Raw genomic sequence first — 21,722 nt, 5'->3', positions numbered from 1 at the left:
TATGGCCATGTTCGACAGCGTTCTCATTGCAAACCGGGGCGAAATCGCCTGCCGCATCATCCGGACCGCGCGCCGCATGGGCCTGCGGACGATTGCCGTCTATTCGGATGCCGACCGTGACGCCCTTCACGTGCAAATGGCGGATCAGGCCGTTCCTATCGGCCCCGCCCCGGCAACGGAGAGCTACCTGCGTCCGGACCGGATCCTGGAAGCGGCAAAAGCGACGGGTGCCGCCGCCATCCATCCGGGCTACGGCTTTTTGTCCGAACAGCCCGATCTCGTCAACGGCTGCACGAAAAACGGCATCGTCTGGATCGGCCCGCACCTGGACGCGATCCTTTCCATGGGATCGAAGATCGAGGCCAAGGCAATTGCCGAGCGAAACGGCGTTCCCTGCATCCCGGGCTATTCCGGAGCGGACCAGTCCGATGAGGCTCTTATCGCCGCAGCCAGGGAGATCGGCTTCCCGGTCATGGTCAAGGCCAGCGCCGGCGGCGGCGGCAAGGGCATGCGCGCCGTCTTCGATCCGATCGACCTTGCCGGTGCGATTACCTCCGCCCGCACCGAGGCCGAAAGGTCTTTCGGCGACGGCCGCCTGCTGATCGAAAAACTGATCCTCAATCCGCGTCACATCGAGCTCCAGTTGCTGGGCGATAAACACGGCAACCTGATCCACCTGTTCGAGCGCGACTGTTCGGTTCAGCGCAATCATCAGAAGCTTCTGGAAGAGGCGCCAGCCCCCAATCTCGATGACGAGACCCGAACGCGCCTGTTCCGCTCGGCCATCAGTCTCGGCAAGGCGATCGGCTACGACAGTGCCGGCACGGTCGAATTCGTCATGAACGCCGAAACCGGGGACTTCTATTTCCTGGAAATGAACACCCGCCTCCAGGTGGAACACACGGTGACGGAGGAGATCACCGGCATCGACCTGGTGGAGATGCAGTTACGTATGGCGGCGGGCGAGACACTTCCTTTTTCGCAGGATGAGATCGCCTGCACCGGCCATGCCATCGAGGCGCGCCTGACGGCGGAAGACGCTGCCGACGGCTTCAGGCCGGAAACCGGCGAGGTCCTGCATTGGCGCATCGATCCCGGCTTAAGGTGCGATACCGGCATTCAGGCCGGCTCGACCATCGGCGCTTCCTATGATTCCATGATCGCCAAGCTGATCGCCCATGGGCCGGACCGTGAGGCCGCCTGCCGGAAACTGGTGTCCGGCCTCAACGGGCTCGAGATCGCCGGCCTGACCACGAACCGCCTGTTCCTGCGCGATGCGATCCGGAGTGAGCGGTTTGCATCCGGACGCGCCACCACGAATTTCCTCGTGCAGGAATGGCCGAACGGCTGGTCCCCGGAAACGACCGTGGACAGCCTCCCCTATGCGGCCCTTGCCTGCCATCTGCGTGACCGGCCGGCCGCATCTCCCTGGCAGAGCCTTGCCGGATTCCGCCTGCTGTCGCAGGCAGGCCATCCGGCAAGAACGACCTATGTCGATGCCGAAGCCCCCGAGCACCGCGTCGAAATCACTGGGCAATCCGGCGCGTACACTGTCACCTGCAACGGCACGACCGAAACCGTCTCGGCCGCTTGGCAGGACCCGGTCACCCTTCGCCTGACCCGCAACGGCGTCAGCGAAACGGTCGGCGCGATCCACCGTGACGGTGCGACATATGTCTGGGGCCCTGGTTTCGATGCCAAACATCGCATCGTTCCCGCCGGCGACTTCAACCCTGCCCATCACAACGGCACCGCGGCCGCGCCGGACCGCATCACCGCGCCGATCCCGGGACTGCTGGTCAACGTCAACGTCCGGCCGGGTGACACGGTTGCCGAAGGCGACACGCTTGTCGTGATGGAATCCATGAAACTGCTGATGGATCTCAAGGCCGCCGCCACAGGCACCGTCGCCACCGTCGGAGCGGTCCCGGGCACCACGGTCGAGGCCGGCGCCCTGCTCGTTCAACTCGATCTCACCGAGAGCTGAAAGGAGCCGACCCATGGCAGGTCTCTGGTTCGAAGAGTTCACCAAGGGCATGGTCATCGATCACGCCATCACCCGTACGATCACCGAAGCGGACAACACCTTCTTCTGCGCCCTGACGTTCAATTCCCAGCCGCTGCATATCGATCATCATTTCGCGGCGAAGACCGAATTCGGCCGGCCGCTGGTGAATTCGCTGTTCACACTGGGAGCGATGATCGGCATGAGTGTCAACGAGACGACGCTCGGCACCACCATCGCCAATCTCGGCATGTCCGAAGTCAATTTTCCCGCACCTGTCTTTCACGGAGATACCTTGCGTATCAGGACCACGGTCAAGGAGTGCCGCGAAAGCCGGTCGCGACCCGATGCCGGGATCGTCCATTTCCTGCACGAGGCGTTCAATCAGGACGGCACCCTCGTCGCCACGTGCAAACGCGCAGCGTTCATGCACAAGCGACCGGAGGAAGAGCGAACCCGATAATCTACGGCCCTGGAAACGCTCCGCGCCAGAGGCGGATGAACTGATCCCGTTTCTGCCGGTCCAGAGCAACGAGGAGAGAAGGCGACAGGCCGATAGGCCGCAGCGCCGTTTCGCTGATCCCTTCCCCGGCGTCCCCTGAGTCGTCGTCGAGACCCGGCGCGATCAGCAGCGCCTGACGCAGTTCCGTCCGGCCCTGCTGGGACAGGAGGAAGTCCAGGAACGCGCGCGCATCCGCGCTATTATGGGCCTGTTTCGGGATCATGAGTGCCCTTGAGAGGACAAGCGTATAATCCTGCGGCAGGACAATGCCGATCCGGTCGTCCTCGCGGGCGAAGCCCTCCGCGTAGGATCCGAGCACATTGTAGGCGAGCAGGTATTTCCCCGTCGCCACGCCCTCGATGATCTCCGCCGAACAGCAGGTCGCATCCGCACCGGTTCGGCCGAGGGATTCCAGCAGGGCGCCGAAGGTGGACGCTTCCTGGGAATCCATGAAAGCGAATAGAAACCCAAGACCGGAGGCTTCGATGTCGTAGGTCGCGACCTTCCCCGCGTAGGGCGTGTCTGCGGGACGCAGCAGATCGAGAAGATCGAAACGCGTCCTCGGCACGTCCGCCGGCGGCACGCTGGCCCGATTATAGACGATCACCGCCGGTTCCCGCGTGATCCCCCACACCTCATCGCGCCAGCGCAAGGCCTGCGGCAAAGCCCGGGTCAGGGTCGATTCGTATTTCGCCGCGCACGCGTCGTTGACGAGCTTGACCATCTGATGAACGCCGGAGCTGATCACCGCATCCGCCCCGACCTGTCCCGAGCGGCAATCCTGCAACGTGAGTGCGTAAAGGTCGTTCGATCCCCATTGCTCATAAAGGACCGAAACGCCCGCCCGCTCCGCCAGGAAAGCCTCCACCACGCCGGCGAAGACATCCGTGTCGGTGGTCGAGCGAATGACCAGACGCCGCGGCGCGTCTTCCGGCCCGAACAGATGGGTCATTTCCTGGGCGCTGACGGGGCTCATCTGCCAGAAGACCGAAACAAACAGCGCGCAAAACCTGACCATCGTCATGACACGCCCTCGACCAACGGAAACACAAGCGCGACCCGGAACCCCGACGGTTGGCCCTTTTGGAACGCGAGACGGCCGTTGAAGGCTTCGGCGACCGACTTGGCGATCGACAATCCAAGGCCGGCGCTTTTCCCATCCGAAGCAGCCGAGCGGACGAAGCGTTCGCCAAGAGAATTACGCACGGCCGCCGGCGGCCCCTCTCCCTGATCCTCAACCCAGAGCAATGCCGTTTCCCCGTCGCGGGACGCCCCGAGACGCACCGGGCCCCGGCCATGGCGAACCGCGTTGGTAAGAAGGTTCTTCGCTGCTTCGCAAAGGGAAGGGCTGTCGGCCAGAACCGGAACCGGCACGTCGCCGATCTCAAGCTGGATATCCGTTTCTGGCGCCAGCAGTTGCAGGTCGCCACTATCGAGCACTTCCAGCGCGACATCCCTCAGGTCGACCACCTCGCGCCGGGCGCTGTCGGTCCGGTGCAGCACAAGCGCGCGGCTGAGCATCTGGTCCAGCAGCTCTCCGAGACTGACGGAGCGGCGGTGGATCCGTTCCACGATGGCCCGCCGGCGCTCTTCGTCGGTTTCCTCCGCCGCGAGGTCCGCCTGCGCCCGAAGGGCCGCCACGGGCGTGCGCAACTGATGGGCCGTATCGGAGATCAGGTTCTGCATGGAGGAAAACTGCCGTTCCAGCCGCGCCATGAACCCATTCAGGGCCTGGATCATGACCGCGGCCTCCCGCGGCACCTGTGTGTCCATCGGCGTCAGGTCGTGCGGATCCCGCCTCGCGAACGCCTCGCCGATACGCCCCAGCGGCTTCAGGGCCGACCGGACAACGAGAACGGCGAGCAGCAGAAGCAGGGTTCCGGAAATGATCAGTCCGAACAGGACATTCCGCGTGATGTCCAGCGCCAGCGCGTTACGGGCGAGCAGCGTCTGGCCGACGATCACATGCACCGTGCCGTTCAGGCTGCGTTCGGCGAACCGGCGCGTGACGACCGCATAGCGGGCCGGCTCATCGAAAAACGCCGCGTTGAAGAAGGACGTATCGCCCCGGCCGCGCTTGTCCGGCAAGGCCAGATCGTCATATCCGGTCAGCGTCTCGCCGTTCACGCCGACGACCCGGTAGGCAATGCGGTCGTCGGGGGCAAGGGCAAGGAGCTGGAACGCGGACATGGGCAGATCGACCACCGGCGCACCGTCGACAATCGTGATCGATGCGGCGATGGCGTTTGCCGCGCCGACCAGCAGGCGATCGTAAGTCTCCCGCGCCGCCTCCCGGCCATAGGCAAAGGCGGCAAGCGACACCACAACGCCACCGATCAGAAGCAGGGACCCGACCGCGAGCGCGACACGCGCGGTCAAGGACAGGGCCGCCGTCGCTTCCCTTATTTTACGCATCGACGTCAAGCTTGTACCCCAGGCCTCTGAGCGTCTCGATATGCACCTTTGAACCGGCGAGCTTCTTGCGCAACCTGCCGATATAGAGCTCGATGGCATTGAGGCCGACCTCGGCATCGTTGAAGGAAAACAGCCCCTCGTAGAGCCGGTCCTTGCTCATCACGGACCCCCGGTTGCGGATCAGGAGTTCCAGCAGAGAAAATTCCCGCCGGGTCAATGTGACTGGCACGCCGTCCTTGCGCAGCACCTTGGCGGTCGGGTTGAATGTAAGCGTACCGAGCGTGATCTCGTTGCCCTTGTCGCCCTGCTCACGCCGGTAGAGTGCGCGCACCCGCGCTTCCAGCTCGCGCTGGTCGAAAGGTTTGACCAGGTAATCGTCGGCGCCGAGATTGAGCGTCGAGACCCGGTCGTCCACGGAAAACTGCGCCGTCAGCATCATGACCGGGGTGCGGTCGCCTTTGGCGCGCATGTCCCGCAGCAGATCAGTGCCGAGTCCGTCCGGCAGGTTGATATCGAGGACAATGACGTCATAGGGCTGCGCATCCAGAAAGCCCCTCGCCTCCTCGACGGTCCGGGCCAGATCGCAGGCGATCCCGGACCGTTCCAGCCGGATGATGACGGCCTCGGCCACATCGAGCGTGTCTTCCACCAGCAAGAGCCGCAAGTGCGCTTCCTCCAGGATTTTTTTGTCTTGTTGCCGTCCTCGATCGGACGGACCGCCACCGTGTGACAGGTCAGTGACAGATTCAAGGGCTAAGACTGCCGGGAGCCGCTCGGAGGACCTTGGGGGAGCCCGAAATTCCGGGAGAGCGGACGAACAAACCGGCGCAAATCCGAACCCGGTTTCATATTGGAGGAGATAAACTCATGGCGTTCAAAGCGACACGTCTTGCCCTTGCTGCCGCCTTCCTGGGCCTTTCGGCCCTCGGTGCGCAGGCACAGGGCTTCACCCCTGAAAATCCCGAATGCATCGCTCCGGCCAACCCCGGCGGCGGCTGGGATTTCACCTGCCGTCAGGTCGGTAAATCGCTTCAGGATCTTGGCCTTCTGAACAAGACCGTGCAGGTCGTCAATCTGGCCGGCGGCGGCGGAGGGGTCGCCTTTGCCGAAGTGGTCAACAAGCGCAATGACGACAACGATCTCATTGTTGCGGCCTCGTCGGCCACTGCAACCCGCCTCGCGCAGGGCGCCTATCCCGGCAACACCATGGATCAGGTCCGCTGGGTCGCCTCCGTAGGCGCCGACTACGGCGTGATCGCGGTGGCTGCCGACAGCCCGATCAAGACGCTTCCCGAACTGCTCGACAAGATCAAGAATGACCCGACGACGGTCTCCGTCGCAGGCGGGTCCGCGGTCGGCGGCTGGGACCACCTGAAGGTTCTGATTGCCGCAAATGCCTACGGCATCACGGATGTCCGCTCGGTGAAATACATCGCCTTCAACGGCGGCGGCGAGGCGGTCACCCAGCTTCTAGCCGGTTCGGTCCAGGCCTTCACCGGCGACATTTCCGAAGCCAAGGGATTTGTCGATAGCGGCGATATCCGGGTACTCGCGGTGCTGGCTCCCGAACGGCTGCCCGGCGAATTCTCCAAGTTCCCGACCGCCAAGGAACAGGGCGTCGATGCCATCGGCGCGAACTGGCGCGGCTTCTACGCACCGGGCGGCATGTCCGATGAGGCCTACAACACCTGGGTATCGAAGATCTCCGATCTCTACGCCTCCGACGAATGGAAGCAGGTGATGGCCAACAACGGCCTCGCACCGCTCGCCCTTCAGGGTGAGGACTTCCAGGCCTTCGTCGCAAAGTCGGTCGCCCAGATCCAGCAGATCTCCCGCGACATCGGCATCATCAAGTAAGCCCGACCGGATCGGCAACAGGCCGGAACGCATTTCACCTGCGTTCCGGCCTGCTCCGTTCCAGAACAATAAAGGCAGGCGCAAGCCTGTATCCGGGGAGGAATTAACGTCATGAGCGACCGTATTTTCGGGGTCGTCGGCCTGTTGCTGTCCATCGGCTACGCCTGGTCCGCCCTGATCATCCAGGAAAGCTTCTTGTCCGACGCGGTCGGGCCGAAGGCCTTTCCATTGATCATTGCCGGCGTCCTCGCGCTGGCCTCCATCGCCATCTTCCTGAAGCCCGATGCGGAACCGCACTGGCCGCCGCTCGGCCGGTTTCTGGAAATCGCCGCAGCCATTGGCGTCATGGTCGTCTACGCACTGGCCTTGCCCGAGATCGGCTTCGTGATCGCGACCGCCGTTGCCGCAAGCTACCTCACCTGGCGCCTGGGCACGTCACCGCTCGGATCGCTGGTGACAGGCACCCTGACCTCGCTCGGGATCTATGCCGTCTTCCATCTGGCCCTCGGCCTGTCCCTCGCCCGCGGACCGCTCGGGTTTTAACGGAGCACCGTCATGGATACCCTTTCTTCTCTCGCAGACGGTTTCGCGATTGCCCTGACGTGGCAGAACCTGCTGCTCGCCCTGCTCGGCTGCTTTCTCGGCACCATCATGGGCGCCCTCCCCGGCCTCGGGCCCTCCAACGGGGTCGCAATCCTGATCCCGCTCGCCTTCACGCTCGGGCTCGGCGCAACCCCGTCCCTGATCCTGCTGACGTCCGTCTATTACGGCGCCATGTACGGCGGCCGGATTTCCTCGATCCTCCTGAACATTCCCGGCGACGAACCCGCCATGATGACCTGTCTCGACGGCTATCCCATGGCCCAGAAGGGGCGCGCCGGCGAAGCTCTGTCGCTATCGGGTATCGCCTCCTTCGTCGGTGCGTTTCTGGCGACCTGGGGCCTGATCCTGCTGGCGCCGCAGCTCGTGAAGATCGCTCTGCTGTTCGGACCGGCGGAATATTTCGCCCTGTTCACGCTGGCCTTTGCGACACTCGGCGGCGTCGCCTCGACCAACCAGGCCAAGACCGCCTTCGCCGCCGCTCTCGGCCTCGGGCTCGCCATGGTCGGTGTCGACACCCAGACCGGCGTGCCGCGCTTCACATACGGCGAAGTCCATCTTTATGACGGCATCGACTTCCTGGTCGCCATCGTCGGCCTGTTCGCCCTGTCGGAAGTCTTCATCTTCCTGGAACACCGGCACGGCTCGGCGGATGCGGAAGGCAAGAAAATCGTGATCGGCCGGCTGGTCCCGTCGTTCGCGCTTTTGAAGCAATGCACGCCGACGATGCTGCGCAGCAGCGCGCTCGGCTTTCTTGCGGGCGTCCTGCCTGGTGCCGGCGCGTCGCTCGGATCGTTCATTTCCTATTCCATGGAAAAGAGGCTGGTCGACAAGGAAGGCACCTTCGGCACCGGTGATCCCCGCGGCGTCGCGGCTCCGGAAGCCGGCAACAATGCAGCGGCCGGCGGCGCGCTGGTGCCCATGCTTGCGCTCGGTGTGCCCGGCTCCGGCACCACCGCCGTTTTGCTCGCCGTCCTCCTGTCGCTGAACATCACACCCGGCCCGCTGCTCTTTGCCCAGCAGCCGGATGTGGTCTGGGGCCTCATCGCGGCGCTCTTCATCGCGAACTTCATGCTGCTCGCCATGAACATTCCGATGATCGGCCTGTTCACCCGCGTCCTGATGGTGCCGCCGCGCATCCTCATGCCGATTGTCGCCATGGTCAGCTTCGTCGGCATCTACGGCATCTCCGGCTCGTCCTTCGACCTGCTGGTGATGGTCGGCTTCGGCGTGATGGGCTGGGTGCTGCGCAAGCTGGACGTGCCGCTTGTCCCGGTGATCCTCGGAACGCTGCTCGGCAACGCCATGGAAAGCAACATGCGCCGGGCAATCACCATCGACAACGGCAACTGGCTGACCCTGATCGACAGTCCGCTATCGATCGCGCTGTGGAGCCTCGCCGTCATCGGCTTCGTGCTGCCCATGGTCTTGGGCAAGGTCCTCAAGGGCCGCATGAAAATGGCCAAGGAAGAAGAAGGCGCGGTCATAGACTGACGCCCGCAAGATGAGGGGCTTGAGGGACCACATCCCTCAGACCCTTTCTCAATTTTTTACCTGGACAGGCCTCAGCTGTGCGGCGCCGGATGCAGGAACGGCCAGGGCGACGTTTCCGAGCCGCGCTGAACGGGAACCTCGATCAGCGCCGGGCCACCCGAGGCAAGCGCCCTGGCAACAGCCGTCTCCAGCGCCTCCGGCGTTTCGGCCTTTTCCGCCGCCATGCCGAAGCTGCGCGCCAGCGCGACGAAATCCGGGTTGGTCAGGTCCGCACCCAGAAGCCTTCCATCGAAGACATTCATCTGGTCGCGGCGCACATTGCCGTAGGCGCTGTTGTTGAAGACGACCGCGACCACGCCGATGCCGTGATGCATCGCCGTCGCCAGCTCCTGGACGCCGAACATGAAACCACCGTCGCCGGAGACCGAAACCACCGGCTTGTCCGGATTGGCGATCTTGACGCCGAGCGCGGTGTTGTAGCCAAAGCCGAGATTGTCCTGGTAACCACAGGTCACATACTGGCGCGGCGCGTAGACCGGAAAGCCGAAGCGGGCGGTGAAACCCATCTGGCTGACTTCCTCGACGAAAAAGCCGTCGCGCGGCAGGGCGCGGCGGATTGCATCGAGATAGTCCATCTGTGGTTGGATCGCCTCCGAAGCTTCCCGGGCACGCTTGCTGATCGCCTGAAATTTCGCCGTCCGGTTCTCTGCTTTGTGCCCGGTCAGCGCCGCGGTCAGCGCTGCAGCCCCCTCGGCGGCATCCGCCACGATGCCGAGATCCGGCTTCAGGCGCACCATTTCGGTCGGGTCGATATCCAGCCGGATCACCTTCAGCCCCTGCGGCCGCCATTGCCAGCGCATGTACTGCAGCTCCAGGCGGCTACCGATCCCGATCAGCAGGTCGCATTCCCTGAAATAGTCATAAGCTGCAATCAGGTTGATCGCGTGGGGATTGTCGTCGGAGACAATGCCGCGGCCGCTGCGGTGGGAGGCGACCGGCGCCTGGATCTTTTCCGCAAGCGCAAGCACCTCGGCTGCGGCCTCAAGTGCGCCGCCGCCGACCATGATCATCGGGTTCTTTGCCGTCGCGATCATTTCCGCCGCAGCCTCGATGCTGTCCGGATCGACCGGCGGGCGGTGCGGCTCGGCCGGTTCGATTTCCGATGCCGGTCCCTTTTGGCCAAAGACATCCCAGGGCACTTCGACTGCGACCGGGCGCTGCCGGTCGGAGAGCATCTCCCGGAAGGCCCGGGTCATGATATCTCCAGCGCCGGACGGATGGTCGATCCGCTCCGTCCATTTCGTCAGCCCGCGCAGCGTCGCCAGCTGATCGGGAAGCTCGTGAAGCTGCCCGCGCCCCTGGCCGATCAGGTGGGACATGATATTGCCGGTGAGACACATCACCGGCGCATTGCCGCCATAGGCGGTGCACAGGGCCGCCCCGGCATTGAGAACCCCCGGCCCCGGCACGACGGAGAACACCCCCGGCTTGCCCGTCGACTTGGCGTAACCGTAGGCCATGTAGCCCGAGCCCTGCTCGTGGCGGGAATGGACAAAGCGGATATCGTTCGAGCGCCGTGCCAGCGCATCCGAAAGCTCGTAGCAATGGGCGCCGGGAATTCCGAACATGGTGTCGACACCATGGGCGACGAGTGCGTCCACCATGATGTCAGCGGTCGTCTTTCTCACGTCTATGTCCTCCGGGCTCGCCGCTCTCGGCGGAGTGGCTGCAGATGCATTTCAATTCGGATTACCGGCGGGCGGTCCGGCGCGGCGGCTCCGCCTCCTGATCGGCAAGTGCCGCGCGAAAGGCGTCGACCAGATGGCTCACATGCTCTTCGAGCAGCCGCACGGCCTCATCCGCATCGCCGGATCGGCAGGCATCCACGAGGCCCGCATGTTCCTCCATCGACCTGCCGAGCGTGGCATCCATGATCGTGAACAGATGGGTGCGCAAAGCCATCACCGGGCTGATGGTGCGTTCATAGGCCTGAGCGATAGACCGGTTTCCGCATGTCTCGATGATCGCCTTGTGAAACTGCAGGTCGCCGCGGGTGTAGCGGCGCACATCCTGCTTCTCCAGGGCCGCCCGCATCTCCGCGACACTCTTTGACATGCCCGAAACCAGCGCTTCCGGGTTGCGGGCAAGCGCCATGCGCAGGGCGGCCGCTTCCAGAACGGCGCGATATTCGCACAGATCGTCCACGTCCTTCAGGTCGGGCGTGAACACGAAAGACCCGCGCTTGGCGGAAATATTCACCAGCCCCTCGGTCTGAAGGGAGGCGAGCGCGTCCCTCACCGGTGACCGGCTGACGCCCAGGATATCGGCAAGGCGCTGCTCGGACAGCTTGGATCCGAGCGGCAATTCACCGGACACGATCGCTTCGCGGATCTGGTCGGCGGTGGCTTCCATCAGGGATTTCGGCTGCTCGATCGGTTTCAAGGTTCAGACACCTCTTTCTTCACTCGCCATCAAAACTAGTATGTTACATGGTTCTTGACAAGGCAATCTGACATGTTGAATGTTAGTTTTGATTTTCGAACGGCTCCGTCCGTACCCCCTTTCACCCCGGACAATGCATGGAGTGCGTTCCGACCATGTCGAACCCAACGGATTCAGCCACCTCGGACCTCCTGATTTTCCGGCTCCGGGATATCGTCGGAGCAGAAAATGTCCTGACGCAAGCGTCGGACACCGCCACCTACACCACGGATTGGACGCAGCAGCACACAGGTGACACCATCGCCGTTGTGCGTCCCGCAAGCACGAATGACGTTTCCGCCATCGTCAAACTGTGTGCGGCGGCGGGCGTCGCTGTCGTGCCGCAAGGCGGCCGGACGGGTCTGTGTGGCGGCGGCGTGCCGATTGCCGGTCAGCCTTCGGTTATCCTGTCTCTCACCCGCATGAACGCCATCCGCTCGCTCGACCCGGAAGGCCGCACTGTCGTAGCGGAAGCCGGCGTCGTCCTGGAAACCCTGCACGAACGCGCGCTGGAGCACGGCCTGATCTTCCCGCTCATGTTCGGCGCCAAGGGCAGCTGCACCATCGGCGGCAATCTTTCCACCAACGCGGGCGGCTCCAACGTCGTGCGCTACGGCAATACGCGCGAACTGTGTCTCGGCATCGAAGCCGTCCTGCCGGACGGGTCGGTCATCAACGCTCTGACGGGCCTGCGCAAGGACAACACCGGTTACGATCTCAAGGACCTGCTGATCGGCGCGGAAGGAACCCTCGGCATCATAACGGCGGCGGTGTTCAAACTGTTTCCCGAACCCGGCGCCCGCGCCACCGCCTTCCTGTCGGTCGCCTCGATGGAAGCCGCGATCAGGATCCTGAACACCATCCAGGACCGGACCGGCAGCGCGGTCGAAGCCTTCGAATACATGCCCAAGCAAACGGTCGACGCGATCCTGGCGGCCTTTCCCGACATGCGTCCGCCGCTTCAGGAGCCTGCGGAAACCGGAATTCTGCTGGAAGTGGCCTCCAGCCGGCCGGCCGATGCACAGGTCATGGAAGACGGCTCGATCCGCTTTCAGAACGACCTGATGGACATCCTTGCAGACCTGATCGAGGAAGGTCATGTCCTCGACGCCATGCTTGCGCGCTCAGAACAGCAGCGCCGGGACCTGTGGCGCATGCGCGAATCGACCCTTGAGGCGATTACCAGGTTCGGTCCGTCCTACCATCTCGACATTTCCCTGCCGCTGGCCAAGATCGCGGCCTTCGTCGAGGAGATCGACACGGCGACCCGGGAGATGGGCTTTCTGCCGCTGACCGTCGGCCATCTGGGCGACGGCAACCTGCACTACGCGCTGGCGGCGGCCGAAGGCTCCGTCTGGGAAGAGCTCCCGCTGGAAAAAGCCAGTACCATTGCCTACGCCGCCCTGAGCCGTCTGAACGGGTCCTTCAGCGCCGAACATGGAATCGGCCAGAGCAAGCTGAAAGTGATGAAAAAGCTCAAGGAACCCGCCCAGGTTTCCGTCATGCATGCGATAAAAAAGGCGCTAGATCCGCAAAATATTATGAATCCGGGAAAACTTCTTCCTCCGGAGATCTGACAATATTGCGCCGCAATACCGCAGAACTCCGCCATTGAACGCCGAAACGAAAATTTTCCGGCCGGGACCGCCACTGGCATGGCGGTTATTACTTCAGTATAGATTTCTTGTTTAAAATTGCGTTGGGATGGTTATCACGCCGGTAGGAAGCCGATTATCGGGCTTTGGCGAGATCAACGCATGTGTTTGGAGTTGCGTGTTCGACGGCATGAAACGTCTGCAGAGGCGTGCGCGTAAAAGCCGCGCCGACAAAACCTCTTCGGCGATTTTGGCCATCGCAGTGATTTTCTGCGGCGGATGGATAAGTGCGCCCTCCGCCCAGGCCTTCGAACTCTTCGGTTTCCGCTTCTTTGAGGGCGACAAGCCAGAAGTGGTCAACGAGGTTCCAGATCCGCTGCCCTATGCGGCCACGCTGACGGTTTCCGGCGGCGACAAGGACCTGGAAAAGGCCCTCATGGAAACCTCCCAGCTGATCCAGCAGCAGGACACGCCTCCATCGGGCTCGCCGGGCCTCATTTCCAGGGCTTTGGGCGACCAGCAACAGCTGATCGCGCTGCTTTACGTGAAGGGCCTCTACGGCGGCACTGTGAATATCGACATCGCCGGCAAGCCGCTTCAGGCGGCGGTCGAAGCGGGAGAGGTCAACCGGCGCGCGGGCACCCCGGTTCCGGTCGTCATCCATGTCATGACCGGACCGCAGTTCCATTTCGGCACCGTCTCCATCCGCCAGTTGGCCTCCGATGGCACCCCGGCGGCAACGCTCGATCCGACCAACTATGGTCTTGTGCCCGGCGCACCCGCCCTGTCGGACAAGATTCTTCAGGCCGAAAGCAGGATCGTTGCCGACCTGAAGGATCAGGGCTATCCGCTGGCGAAAATCGCCGACCGCTCCGTGATCGCCGACCACGCCAGCAACCGGCTCGACGTGACGATTTCGGCCAACCCCGGTTCGGCCGCGACCTTTGGCCATATCACGGTCCAGGGACAGAAAAAAACCAAGACGGATTTCATCATTCGCCAGGCGGAAATCGAACCGGGAAGCCGCTACGACCCGGCGATCCTGCGCCGGGCCGCCAAGCGCCTGCGCGATCTCGGCATCTTTGCCAGCGTCCGGGTGATCGAGGCGGACCGTCTCGACAGTGCCGGCAACCTGCCGATCACGATCGAGGTCGCCGAACGCAAACGCCACGTCATCGGCGGTGGCGGCACCATCTCGAGCGTTGACGGGATCGGCCTTGAAGCCTACTGGCGGCACAGAAACCTGTTCGGCGCCGGAGAAACGCTCAGCCTCGAGGGCTCCGTCGGGCGTATCGTCAACGGCGACTACGGCGACATGGAATATTCCACGCAGGTCGTCTTCACCAAGCCCGGCGTCTTTGGTCCGACCACCAGCTTCAGCGCAACCGTCGGCGCCAAGCGGGAAAATCCCGAGGCGTATGAAAGCCGCGCCGTCTTCGGCAGTATGAAACTGACGAACAGGCCGACCGACAAACTGACCTACGCTGTCGGAACGGAGTTCGAATACAGCCGGGAAACCGATGTGCTCGGGCCGAACCATTACGCCCTGTTCGGAGTTTTCGGAGACATTGCCTACGACAGCCGCGACAACATCCTGAACCCTACACGCGGCCTTCGCGCCACTTTCCATGCCGAACCTGCTTATGATGCGGAAACCGGCGGTTTCATGGCCTTCACCAAGGCGAGCCTGTCGACCTACTGGTCGTTCAACGGATCCGACCGCTTCGTCCTCGCCAACCGTATCGCCGGCGGCAGCATCCTGACGCCGAGCCTTTCCGATGTTGCACCGTCACGCCGCTACTATGTCGGTGGCGGCGGTTCCGTTCGCGGCTACGCCTATCGCAACGTCGGTCCGCGCGTTTCCGGCGAGGTCATCGGCGGACGCAGTTTCTTCGAAACATCCACCGAGATCAGAACCCGGATCACGGAAAGCTTCGGCGCCGTCGGTTTCGTTGATGCCGGGGCTGCCTACAGCAGCCAGTTCCCGGACTTTTCCGAAGAACTCAAGGTCGGAGTCGGCGTCGGCCTCCGGTACTTCTCGCCGATCGGGCCGTTGCGTCTCGACGTCGCCGTGCCGCTTGCGCCGGACAAGGACGATCCGGATTTCGCGATCTACGTGGGCCTGAGCCAGGCGTTTTGAACGGAATCCTTCAAGTACACGCTTTTTAACCGCAATTCTGGTTCAAACTTCAGGTCATGCGCCGATTCTTGAAAATCCTTGTCTGGAGCGTTGCCGGCATTGTCGTGTTGGCCATGGCAGCCGTTGCGTTTCTGCACACAGCCCCCGGCGGCCGTCTGATCGCCTCTGTAGCGAACAGCGCGCTCTCCGGTCCCGATATGACCGTCGAGCTCAGCCCGCCCAAGCTCGGCTGGGGCGGAGACCTGCGCCTGGACAGCGTCCGCGTCTCCGATAGCGAAGGTCCGTGGCTTCAGGTGACCGGCATCGATGCCAAGTGGCATCCGCTGGCGCTGCTGGGCGGGCGCCTCTCCATCGACAGCATCGGCATCGCCGGCGTGGCGGTCGACCGCAAACCCCGGCCTGCAACCTCTGAAACGGAGAAGGAGACATCCTCGGCCTCCGTGCCGGCCCTTCCCATCGACATCACACTGGGCAAGCTGCAGGTCCGGGAAATCAGCCTTGGTTCGGATATCGCCGGAACGCCGGTGCGCCTGACCGCCGACGGGTCCTTCGCGTTCGATGCCGCGACCATGAGCCTTGCAGCAAACGCGAACATCCGGCGAGACGACGATAAGGCAGGAAATCTGACGGCCACAGTCGGGTACCTGCCCGAAACGCAAAGCTTCAAACTGGACTTTTCCGCAAGCGAACCACGCGGCGGCCTGCTCGCGCGATTGCTAGACGTCAGCGAACTGCCGGCCCTTGACGTCTCCCTGAAAGGAGACGGTCCGCTTCAGAACTGGGCGGCGGATCTCGCCATTGCCCTGGATGGCGTTCAGACCGTAACCGGCAAGGCCGGGCTCACGGAAACCACAACCAACGGCGCCGTCACCCGCCACCTGGACTTCGACCTGAGCGGTCAACTGGAACCTTTGACGCCCGAAGCTGTCCGGCCGCTTTTTGCCGGCGCCGCGCAGGCGAAGGGAACCGTGGCCTTCGACCGGGATTTCAAGCCGCTGAACCTGCGTGTGAATGCCGAGACCGCGGCCTTCGCCCTGTCGGCGGATGGTTGGGAAACACCGGAAACCCTGTCCGCCAATGTCTCGGCCCGGTTGAAAACACCGGTGTCTCTGACGTTCGACGGCGATACGCTCTCCGCATCCGAACTGACCCTGACGGCCAAGGCGAGCGGCAAGCCGGAGAACGCCGACTGGAGCGCGGAGATCGACGGACGGAACCTCGCCAGCCGGCACGGCACCATGGCATCGCTAAGCCTCGACGCCAGAGGCCAGGAAGCCAACCTGGTCATGGAGACGCTGAAGGTTCCCGCCACCCTCGATCTTGTCGCCGACATCAGCTCCGTGAGCGATCCCCGCTTCGAGGCGTTCACCGGCTCGACCCGGGCAACGGCGGAACTCATAGCCGGGGCAGGCAACTGGGTCGACGTCCGCGCTCTCGCCATAAACAACCCGGCGCTGCAGGCCTCCCTGACCGGCCTCTTCGCACCCGAGGAAGCCAATGCGGACGCCAAGTTGATGCTCGGTGATATCGCCGCTTTGTCCGCGCTCGCTGGCCGGGATCTGTCAGGCTCCTTGTCGGCAGGTTTCAAGGTCCAGGCCGTACCGGAAGACGGATCCGCGACCGTGAAGATCGACGGCACCGGAATGGATCTCGCCCTTGGCGATCCCCGCGCAGACAAACTCCTGCAGGGACGCTCGTCCCTGACCGGCAGCCTCTCCAGGGACAAGGACGGCACGCTGTCCGCCGACGACCTGCATCTTGTTGCGACCGGGCTGGACCTAACCATCACCGGCACGTCCGATCTCAAGGACATCGAAGCGACGACCACCGCCGCCCTGGCAGACCTTGCCCTGATCGACCCCGCGCTGACCGGCAGCGCAAATCTCGAGGCTTCCGCCAACGGACCGATCGAGGCGCCGAAGGTGACCGCGCACCTGACAGCCAGGCAGCTCACCATGCAGGGCGAGCCTGTGAAGGAGCTGACAGTCTCCGCCGACCTGACCGCGTCGCTCACCAAACCGGCCGGCACCATCGACATCGGCGCGACCTTCCGGGATCAGCCGCTGACCGGCCATGCCGGATTTTCCTCCGATGAAACCGGCACCCGCCGCATCGAAGACATCCAACTCACGACCGGTCAGAGCCGGATTACCGGCGCGCTTGCCCTTGACGGCGATGGAAAGCCATCCGGATCGCTCGCGATCACCTTGCCGGATCTTGCCGAAATCGCGCCCCTGCTCCTGCAGAAGCTCGCAGGTGCGCTTGACGCGACCATCGATTTTTCCAGCGAAAGCGGTGTGCCGGTTGCCCGTGTGAGCGCCACCGGCAGGAAGATCGTCAGCGATGCCGCAACCCTCGGACAAGCGGATCTCAAGGCAACGATCGCCGACTTCCTGAACACACCGCATATCGGCGGCACGCTGACCGCCTCCAATATCGTTGCCGGCGGAACCACGGTGGAACAGCTCACCGCCAAGGCCTCCGGCACGGCCGACGGCACCGACTTCGAGACCGACGCCCTGCTGGACGGCGGCAAGCTGTCGCTCGCAGGACAGGTCGCCCAGATGCCGGATGGCATCGCCGTGACCCTGAACAAGGCCAAGGGCGTCTACCAGGGCCAGGAAACAAGCCTGGCATCGCCCGCGCGCGTGGTCCTGCCGAACGACGGTCCGATCACCCTGGACAAGGTGACGCTGCTGCTCGGCTCCGGCAAGGCGACCGTCGCCGGAACCGTCGGCGACAAGCTGGATATCAAGGTCGGCCTTGAGAAGGTCCCCGCCGAACTTGTGGACCTGGCGGCACCCGGCATGCGCTTTGGCGGCACGATCACCGGCAAGGTGGATGTCTCCGGCACGACCGCCGCCCCCGTCGCCGCGTGGTCGATGGCCTGGAACGGCCTCGAAACCTCCGCCCTCTCCGGCTTTGGCCTGCCGAATGCCGATCTCAAGAGCGACGGCCGATTTGCCAATTCGGCCGTGACCCATAAAAGTATCCTGAGCGTCGGTGCCGACGGCCGGCTGACCGCGGAAGGATCGGTTCAGATCGCCGGCTCAAAGGCCATGAATATGAGCGTGACCGGCAACCTGCCTTTCGCGCTTGCCCAGCGCGCCCTCACCCAATCGGGATTGCGCCTCGACGGCGCAGCAGCCGTCGACCTGAAGATCGGCGGCACGACCGCCAAGCCCGCGTTCAGCGGCCAGGTCACCACCCGCGACGCCACCGCGGTGAGCCTGAACACAGGCCTGGTGGTCAAGTCGATCGAGACCACGGCAAAGATCGACACGACCCGGATCGAGATCACCAGCCTCACCGGCACCATCGGCGCGGGCGGCACTCTGTCCGCCTCCGGCAGCATCGGGCTGGGAGGATCACTTCCGGCAAACCTCAACCTGAAAATCAACGACGGCACCTACACCGACGGCCGGATTGTCACCGCCAAACTGACCGCCGACCTGACCCTGAGCGGCGACCTCGCGGTCATGCCGAAAATCGGCGGCAGCATCCTCATCCAAAGGGCCGACGTCACCATCCCCAGTTCGCTCGCAACCACACTTGCCCCGGTCGACGTCAAGCATATCAACGCACCTCGGGACGTCGCCCGGCAGACGGCAAGCCTGACGGCCGACAACGGTAGCAAGTCTTCAGGCGGCGGCGTTGCGCTCGACCTCGACGTCAATGCACCGGGGCAGATCTTCGTACGCGGCCGCGGTCTTCAGGTGGAACTTGGTGGTCGCATCCGGATTTCGGGCACGTCCGCCAATCCGGTCACGACCGGTGCCTTCACGCTGAAGAACGGCACGCTTTCCATCCTGTCCCGCCTGCTGACGCTGACCAAAGGCCGGATCACCTTCCTCGGTAGCTTCGATCCGTTGCTCGATTTCGCCGCCACGACGACGGCAAGCAGTACGACGATCACGGTCGGCATCGAGGGGAACGCCTCCAATCCTGACGTCTCGTTCACATCCTCACCCGCCTATCCGCAGGAGGAGGTCCTGGCCCTGCTCCTCTTCGGCCAGAACCTCTCAAGCCTGTCGGCGGCGCAGGTGGCCCAGCTTGCAGGCGCGGTGGCGACCCTGGGAGGCGCGAGCCCGCTGGAAAACCTGCGCAAGAGCCTCGGGGTCGACAGCATCAACATCACCACCGATGAAGACAACAACACCACCGCTGAAGTGAGCAAGCGGCTTGGCGAGAAGGTCTCCGTCGGCGTCCAGCAGGGCACCCAGGAAGGGTCCAGCAGGGTGACCATCGACATCGACGTCACCAAGCATCTCCGCGCCCGCGGCGAGGCAGGCGCCGACGGCTCGTCCAAGGCCGGCATTTTCTTCGAAAAGGAATACTGACGGGTCGGACAGGCCGGACCGGTCGGACCTGTTACAGAAGCTTCCGGGTGGCGAGATTGCGCATCAGCGCCCGCGCACCGAAAGTCCATTCCGGACACTCCGTCGACAGCCGCACGGTGTTTTCCAGACAGCCGAGGCCCCGCGATGAAATCCGGACCACGTCGCCGAGCTTGTGGGTGAAGCCGCCACCCGGCTCGTTCCGGTCCTTGGTCGGCGCGAACAGGGTCCCGAGGAACAGCACCAGCCCGTCCGGATACTGGTGATGGCGGCCGATCGCCTGCGCCACCAGCTCCTCCGGATCCCGGCTGATTTCCTTCATCGACGAATAGCCATCCAGCACGAAACCGTCCTCACCGGTCACCGTCAGCTCCAGTTCCGCGGCGCGAACGTCGTCGAGGCTGAAACCCTGGTCGAACAGGCGGATCATCGGCCCGATGGCACAGCTCGCATTGTTGTCCTTGGCCTTGGACAGGAGCAGCGCGGAACGCCCCTCCACATCGCGCAGGTTGACGTCATTGCCAAGGGTCGCGCCTACGATCCGGCCGCGCGAGGAGACCGCCAGCACGATTTCCGGTTCCGGGTTGTTCCAGCGTGAGATCGGGTGCAGGCCGACATCGGCGCCTGGCCCCATGGACGACAGGGCCTGCGCCTTGGAGAACACCTCTGCATCCGGCCCGATGCCGACCTCCAGATACTGGCTCCACAGGCCCTCGGCGATCAGTGCCTCCTTGACCTTCGCCGCTTCTTCGGAGCCCGCCCTGACATCACGGAGGGAAACGCCGATCGCATTGCCGACGCGGTTGCGGATGTTGAGCGCCTTCGCCGGATCCCCGGCGGCCTTTTCCTCGATCACCCGTTCCACCATGGAGGAGGCAAAGGTCACGCCGCAGGCCTTGACCGCCTGCAGGTCGCACGGGGCGAGGAAATGCGGGCTCGACAGATCGCCCGGCCTGTTCGCCGCGATCTCGTCCAGTGCCCCAACGGCGGCACCTTTCGCCTGCCTAACATAAGTTGCCGGGTCCGCCATATCGCAGATATCGGAAACGAGCGGCGCCGCTTTCGACGTGATGTCCAGCACCATGCCGTCCCGGCTCGTCACGACGGAAGGCCCTTGGGCGTCCGGCGACCAGATACGCCCGACAAAGGTCCCGCCCTTGTCCTGCTCATGCGGAAAGAAAGTCATTCAGTTCTCCATAACACGCAGCCGGCCGGCTGCCGTAACCCGCATGATGGCTGCAGGCTGTACGGATCGGCGATGGCCTTGCTTCATTTGGTCGGACAAATAAGCGCAATTCAAAGTACCGGTCAACCGGTTCAACTTTAACAGGAATCCCCTCCTTCAGACATTTAAATGGATTTATATGTCTGAATTTCGAGATTTTGCACCGCATCAGAACTGTAATGTTCCAGAGTGTTGACAGGCTTGGGAAGCAGTCTTACGAATCTTGGTCCAACAAATAGGCTGAACTGGCCCAACAAGGGCAGCAAGGTATCGGGATGGCACTGAATACGGACGAGAGCATCGTGTCGCTGGGAACGACCCCGGAAAACGGGTCTGCCGTCGATGCCGTGGTCCGGCAAATACGCGGACTCATCGCGGAGGCCGGGCTGAAGGTTGGCGACAACCTGCCGACGGAGCGCGAACTCTGTGCGCAGTTCAACGCCAGCCGAAACACGGTGCGCGAGGCCATGCGCATCCTGAAGGCCTACGGCCTTGTGGACGTGCGTCCGAAAATCGGCGCGACCATCACCGACAACCGGATGTCGCGGGCTTTTGAGCTGTTTTCCTTCAACACCATGGAAGTGTCCCGCAAGACCTTCCGGGACGTCCAGGCGTTTCGCGATCTGCTGGAAGTCGGATCCGCGGAACAGATCTTCGACCGGCTGACAGATCTCGATCTCGAAGACCTGCACCGGATCAACGGGCAACTCGCCGAAAATCACGATCTGCAGGAAGCGTCCGAGATCGATTTCGCTTTTCATGTGCGGCTCGTTTCGATCCTCGACAATACCGCGATCCTGGATGTCTACACGGTCATGAAACCGGTCATTTTGAGGATCATGCAGAAGGGCAAGACCCGGCGGACGTTCAAGACCGAAACCTTTGCCGAACATGAGGGTGTTCTGGAGGCTCTGAGCACCCGGGACCGCCTGGCGTTCCAGTACCGGCTGCGGGGCCACCTCATGACCGGCTTCAGGAATTTCAACGACGAGATGGAGGCAACCGCCTGACGGTCGCGGAAGGCGGCCGAACTCACAACAGACTTGCAAACGCGGAAGCGGGTGGCGCCGG

General features: G+C 63.5%; 15 protein-coding genes. 9 read left to right on the top strand and 6 right to left on the bottom strand.

Annotated features, from left to right (window positions below):
• Nucleotide 1: 1 nt before the first annotated feature.
• Both ACN0SO_RS19540 and ACN0SO_RS19535 read left to right on the top strand, forming a co-directional pair.
• On the top strand, nt 2-1,987 hold the full coding sequence (locus ACN0SO_RS19540) for an acetyl/propionyl/methylcrotonyl-CoA carboxylase subunit alpha (protein WP_417680404.1): 1,986 nt from the start codon (nt 2-4) through the stop codon (nt 1,985-1,987).
• A 13-nt stretch (nt 1,988-2,000) separates the two neighbouring features.
• Nucleotides 2,001-2,468 carry a MaoC family dehydratase gene (locus ACN0SO_RS19535; protein ID WP_417680403.1) on the top strand — a complete coding sequence of 156 codons (468 nt, stop codon included), beginning with the start codon at nt 2,001-2,003 and terminating at the stop codon, nt 2,466-2,468.
• Between the two features lies 1 nt (nt 2,469).
• Here ACN0SO_RS19535 and ACN0SO_RS19530 read toward each other — a convergent pair whose 3' ends face one another.
• From ACN0SO_RS19530 to ACN0SO_RS19520, 3 genes are read right to left on the bottom strand one after another with little or no spacing between them, the layout of a single operon-like run.
• Nucleotides 2,470-3,531, bottom strand: a complete 1,062-nt coding sequence (locus ACN0SO_RS19530; RefSeq protein ID WP_417680402.1) for an ABC transporter substrate-binding protein — start codon at nt 3,529-3,531, stop codon at nt 2,470-2,472.
• Nucleotides 3,528-4,922: a sensor histidine kinase gene (locus tag ACN0SO_RS19525; RefSeq protein ID WP_417680401.1), complete on the bottom strand. Its 1,395-nt coding sequence runs from the start codon at nt 4,920-4,922 to the stop codon at nt 3,528-3,530. Before ACN0SO_RS19525 ends, ACN0SO_RS19530 begins: the two co-directional genes overlap by 4 nt.
• Complete coding sequence (locus tag ACN0SO_RS19520; protein ID WP_417680400.1) at nt 4,915-5,586, bottom strand: response regulator; 672 nt, start codon at nt 5,584-5,586, stop codon at nt 4,915-4,917. Before ACN0SO_RS19520 ends, ACN0SO_RS19525 begins: the two co-directional genes overlap by 8 nt.
• A 203-nt stretch (nt 5,587-5,789) precedes the next feature.
• Between ACN0SO_RS19520 and ACN0SO_RS19515 the strand changes: the two genes are divergently transcribed.
• The 3 genes from ACN0SO_RS19515 (at nt 5,790) to ACN0SO_RS19505 (ending at nt 8,873) form a co-directional block, all read left to right on the top strand.
• Nucleotides 5,790-6,779 carry a Bug family tripartite tricarboxylate transporter substrate binding protein gene (locus ACN0SO_RS19515; protein WP_417680399.1) on the top strand — a complete coding sequence of 330 codons (990 nt, stop codon included), beginning with the start codon at nt 5,790-5,792 and terminating at the stop codon, nt 6,777-6,779.
• A gap of 111 nt (nt 6,780-6,890) precedes the next feature.
• Entirely contained in the window at nt 6,891-7,322 is a 432-nt protein-coding gene (locus ACN0SO_RS19510) for a tripartite tricarboxylate transporter TctB family protein (RefSeq protein WP_417680398.1), read from the top strand.
• 12 nt (nt 7,323-7,334) lie between these two features.
• The gene (locus tag ACN0SO_RS19505; protein ID WP_417680397.1) at nt 7,335-8,873 is read left to right on the top strand and encodes a tripartite tricarboxylate transporter permease; all 1,539 of its coding nucleotides are present in this window, start codon (nt 7,335-7,337) and stop codon (nt 8,871-8,873) included.
• A gap of 71 nt (nt 8,874-8,944) precedes the next feature.
• Here the strand turns inward: ACN0SO_RS19505 and ACN0SO_RS19500 are convergent, their stop codons facing one another.
• Both ACN0SO_RS19500 and ACN0SO_RS19495 read right to left on the bottom strand, forming a co-directional pair.
• Nucleotides 8,945-10,567: a thiamine pyrophosphate-dependent enzyme gene (locus ACN0SO_RS19500; protein WP_417680428.1), complete on the bottom strand. Its 1,623-nt coding sequence runs from the start codon at nt 10,565-10,567 to the stop codon at nt 8,945-8,947.
• 55 nt (nt 10,568-10,622) lie between these two features.
• On the bottom strand, nt 10,623-11,315 hold the full coding sequence (locus tag ACN0SO_RS19495; protein WP_417680396.1) for a GntR family transcriptional regulator: 693 nt from the start codon (nt 11,313-11,315) through the stop codon (nt 10,623-10,625).
• A 155-nt stretch (nt 11,316-11,470) separates the two neighbouring features.
• On the opposite strand from ACN0SO_RS19495, the gene ACN0SO_RS19490 reads away from it, so the two are divergent.
• The 3 genes from ACN0SO_RS19490 to ACN0SO_RS19480 all read left to right on the top strand — a co-directional run bounded on the left by ACN0SO_RS19490 (nt 11,471) and on the right by ACN0SO_RS19480 (nt 19,429).
• Entirely contained in the window at nt 11,471-12,931 is a 1,461-nt protein-coding gene (locus tag ACN0SO_RS19490; protein WP_417680395.1) for an FAD-binding oxidoreductase, read from the top strand.
• Between the two features lie 208 nt (nt 12,932-13,139).
• On the top strand, nt 13,140-15,089 hold the full coding sequence (locus ACN0SO_RS19485) for an autotransporter assembly complex protein TamA (RefSeq protein WP_417680394.1): 1,950 nt from the start codon (nt 13,140-13,142) through the stop codon (nt 15,087-15,089).
• A 68-nt stretch (nt 15,090-15,157) separates the two neighbouring features.
• Entirely contained in the window at nt 15,158-19,429 is a 4,272-nt protein-coding gene (locus ACN0SO_RS19480; protein WP_417680393.1) for a translocation/assembly module TamB domain-containing protein, read from the top strand.
• A gap of 31 nt (nt 19,430-19,460) precedes the next feature.
• Here ACN0SO_RS19480 and ACN0SO_RS19475 read toward each other — a convergent pair whose 3' ends face one another.
• Entirely contained in the window at nt 19,461-20,612 is a 1,152-nt protein-coding gene (locus ACN0SO_RS19475) for a fumarylacetoacetate hydrolase family protein (RefSeq protein ID WP_417680392.1), read from the bottom strand.
• A 314-nt stretch (nt 20,613-20,926) separates the two neighbouring features.
• Between ACN0SO_RS19475 and ACN0SO_RS19470 the strand changes: the two genes are divergently transcribed.
• Nucleotides 20,927-21,661 (top strand): FadR/GntR family transcriptional regulator, encoded by a 735-nt coding sequence (locus ACN0SO_RS19470; protein ID WP_417680391.1) that lies wholly within the window; start codon nt 20,927-20,929, stop codon nt 21,659-21,661.
• Nucleotides 21,662-21,722: the final 61 nt, after the last annotated feature.

The sequence above is a fragment of the Roseibium sp. genome (assembly GCF_048260565.1).
Classification (GTDB): domain Bacteria; phylum Pseudomonadota; class Alphaproteobacteria; order Rhizobiales; family Stappiaceae; genus Roseibium.
Note: the sequence above shows the minus strand (reverse complement) of the source record. Positions and strands in the feature narration are given on the sequence as shown.

Excerpts from the sequence above, each read along its gene's own strand:
- ACN0SO_RS19535 (WP_417680403.1), top strand. The coding sequence starts at position 2,001 with ATGGCAGGTCTCTGGTTCGAAGAGTTCACCAAGGGCATGGTCATCGAT.
- ACN0SO_RS19525 (WP_417680401.1), bottom strand. The coding sequence starts at position 4,922 with ATGCGTAAAATAAGGGAAGCGACGGCGGCCCTGTCCTTGACCGCGCGT.
- ACN0SO_RS19540 (WP_417680404.1), top strand. The coding sequence starts at position 2 with ATGGCCATGTTCGACAGCGTTCTCATTGCAAACCGGGGCGAAATCGCC.
- ACN0SO_RS19470 (WP_417680391.1), top strand. The coding sequence starts at position 20,927 with ATGGCACTGAATACGGACGAGAGCATCGTGTCGCTGGGAACGACCCCG.
- ACN0SO_RS19485 (WP_417680394.1), top strand. The coding sequence starts at position 13,140 with ATGAAACGTCTGCAGAGGCGTGCGCGTAAAAGCCGCGCCGACAAAACC.
- ACN0SO_RS19475 (WP_417680392.1), bottom strand. The coding sequence starts at position 20,612 with ATGACTTTCTTTCCGCATGAGCAGGACAAGGGCGGGACCTTTGTCGGG.
- ACN0SO_RS19505 (WP_417680397.1), top strand. The coding sequence starts at position 7,335 with ATGGATACCCTTTCTTCTCTCGCAGACGGTTTCGCGATTGCCCTGACG.
- ACN0SO_RS19515 (WP_417680399.1), top strand. The coding sequence starts at position 5,790 with ATGGCGTTCAAAGCGACACGTCTTGCCCTTGCTGCCGCCTTCCTGGGC.
- ACN0SO_RS19530 (WP_417680402.1), bottom strand. The coding sequence starts at position 3,531 with ATGACGATGGTCAGGTTTTGCGCGCTGTTTGTTTCGGTCTTCTGGCAG.
- ACN0SO_RS19510 (WP_417680398.1), top strand. The coding sequence starts at position 6,891 with ATGAGCGACCGTATTTTCGGGGTCGTCGGCCTGTTGCTGTCCATCGGC.
- ACN0SO_RS19490 (WP_417680395.1), top strand. The coding sequence starts at position 11,471 with ATGTCGAACCCAACGGATTCAGCCACCTCGGACCTCCTGATTTTCCGG.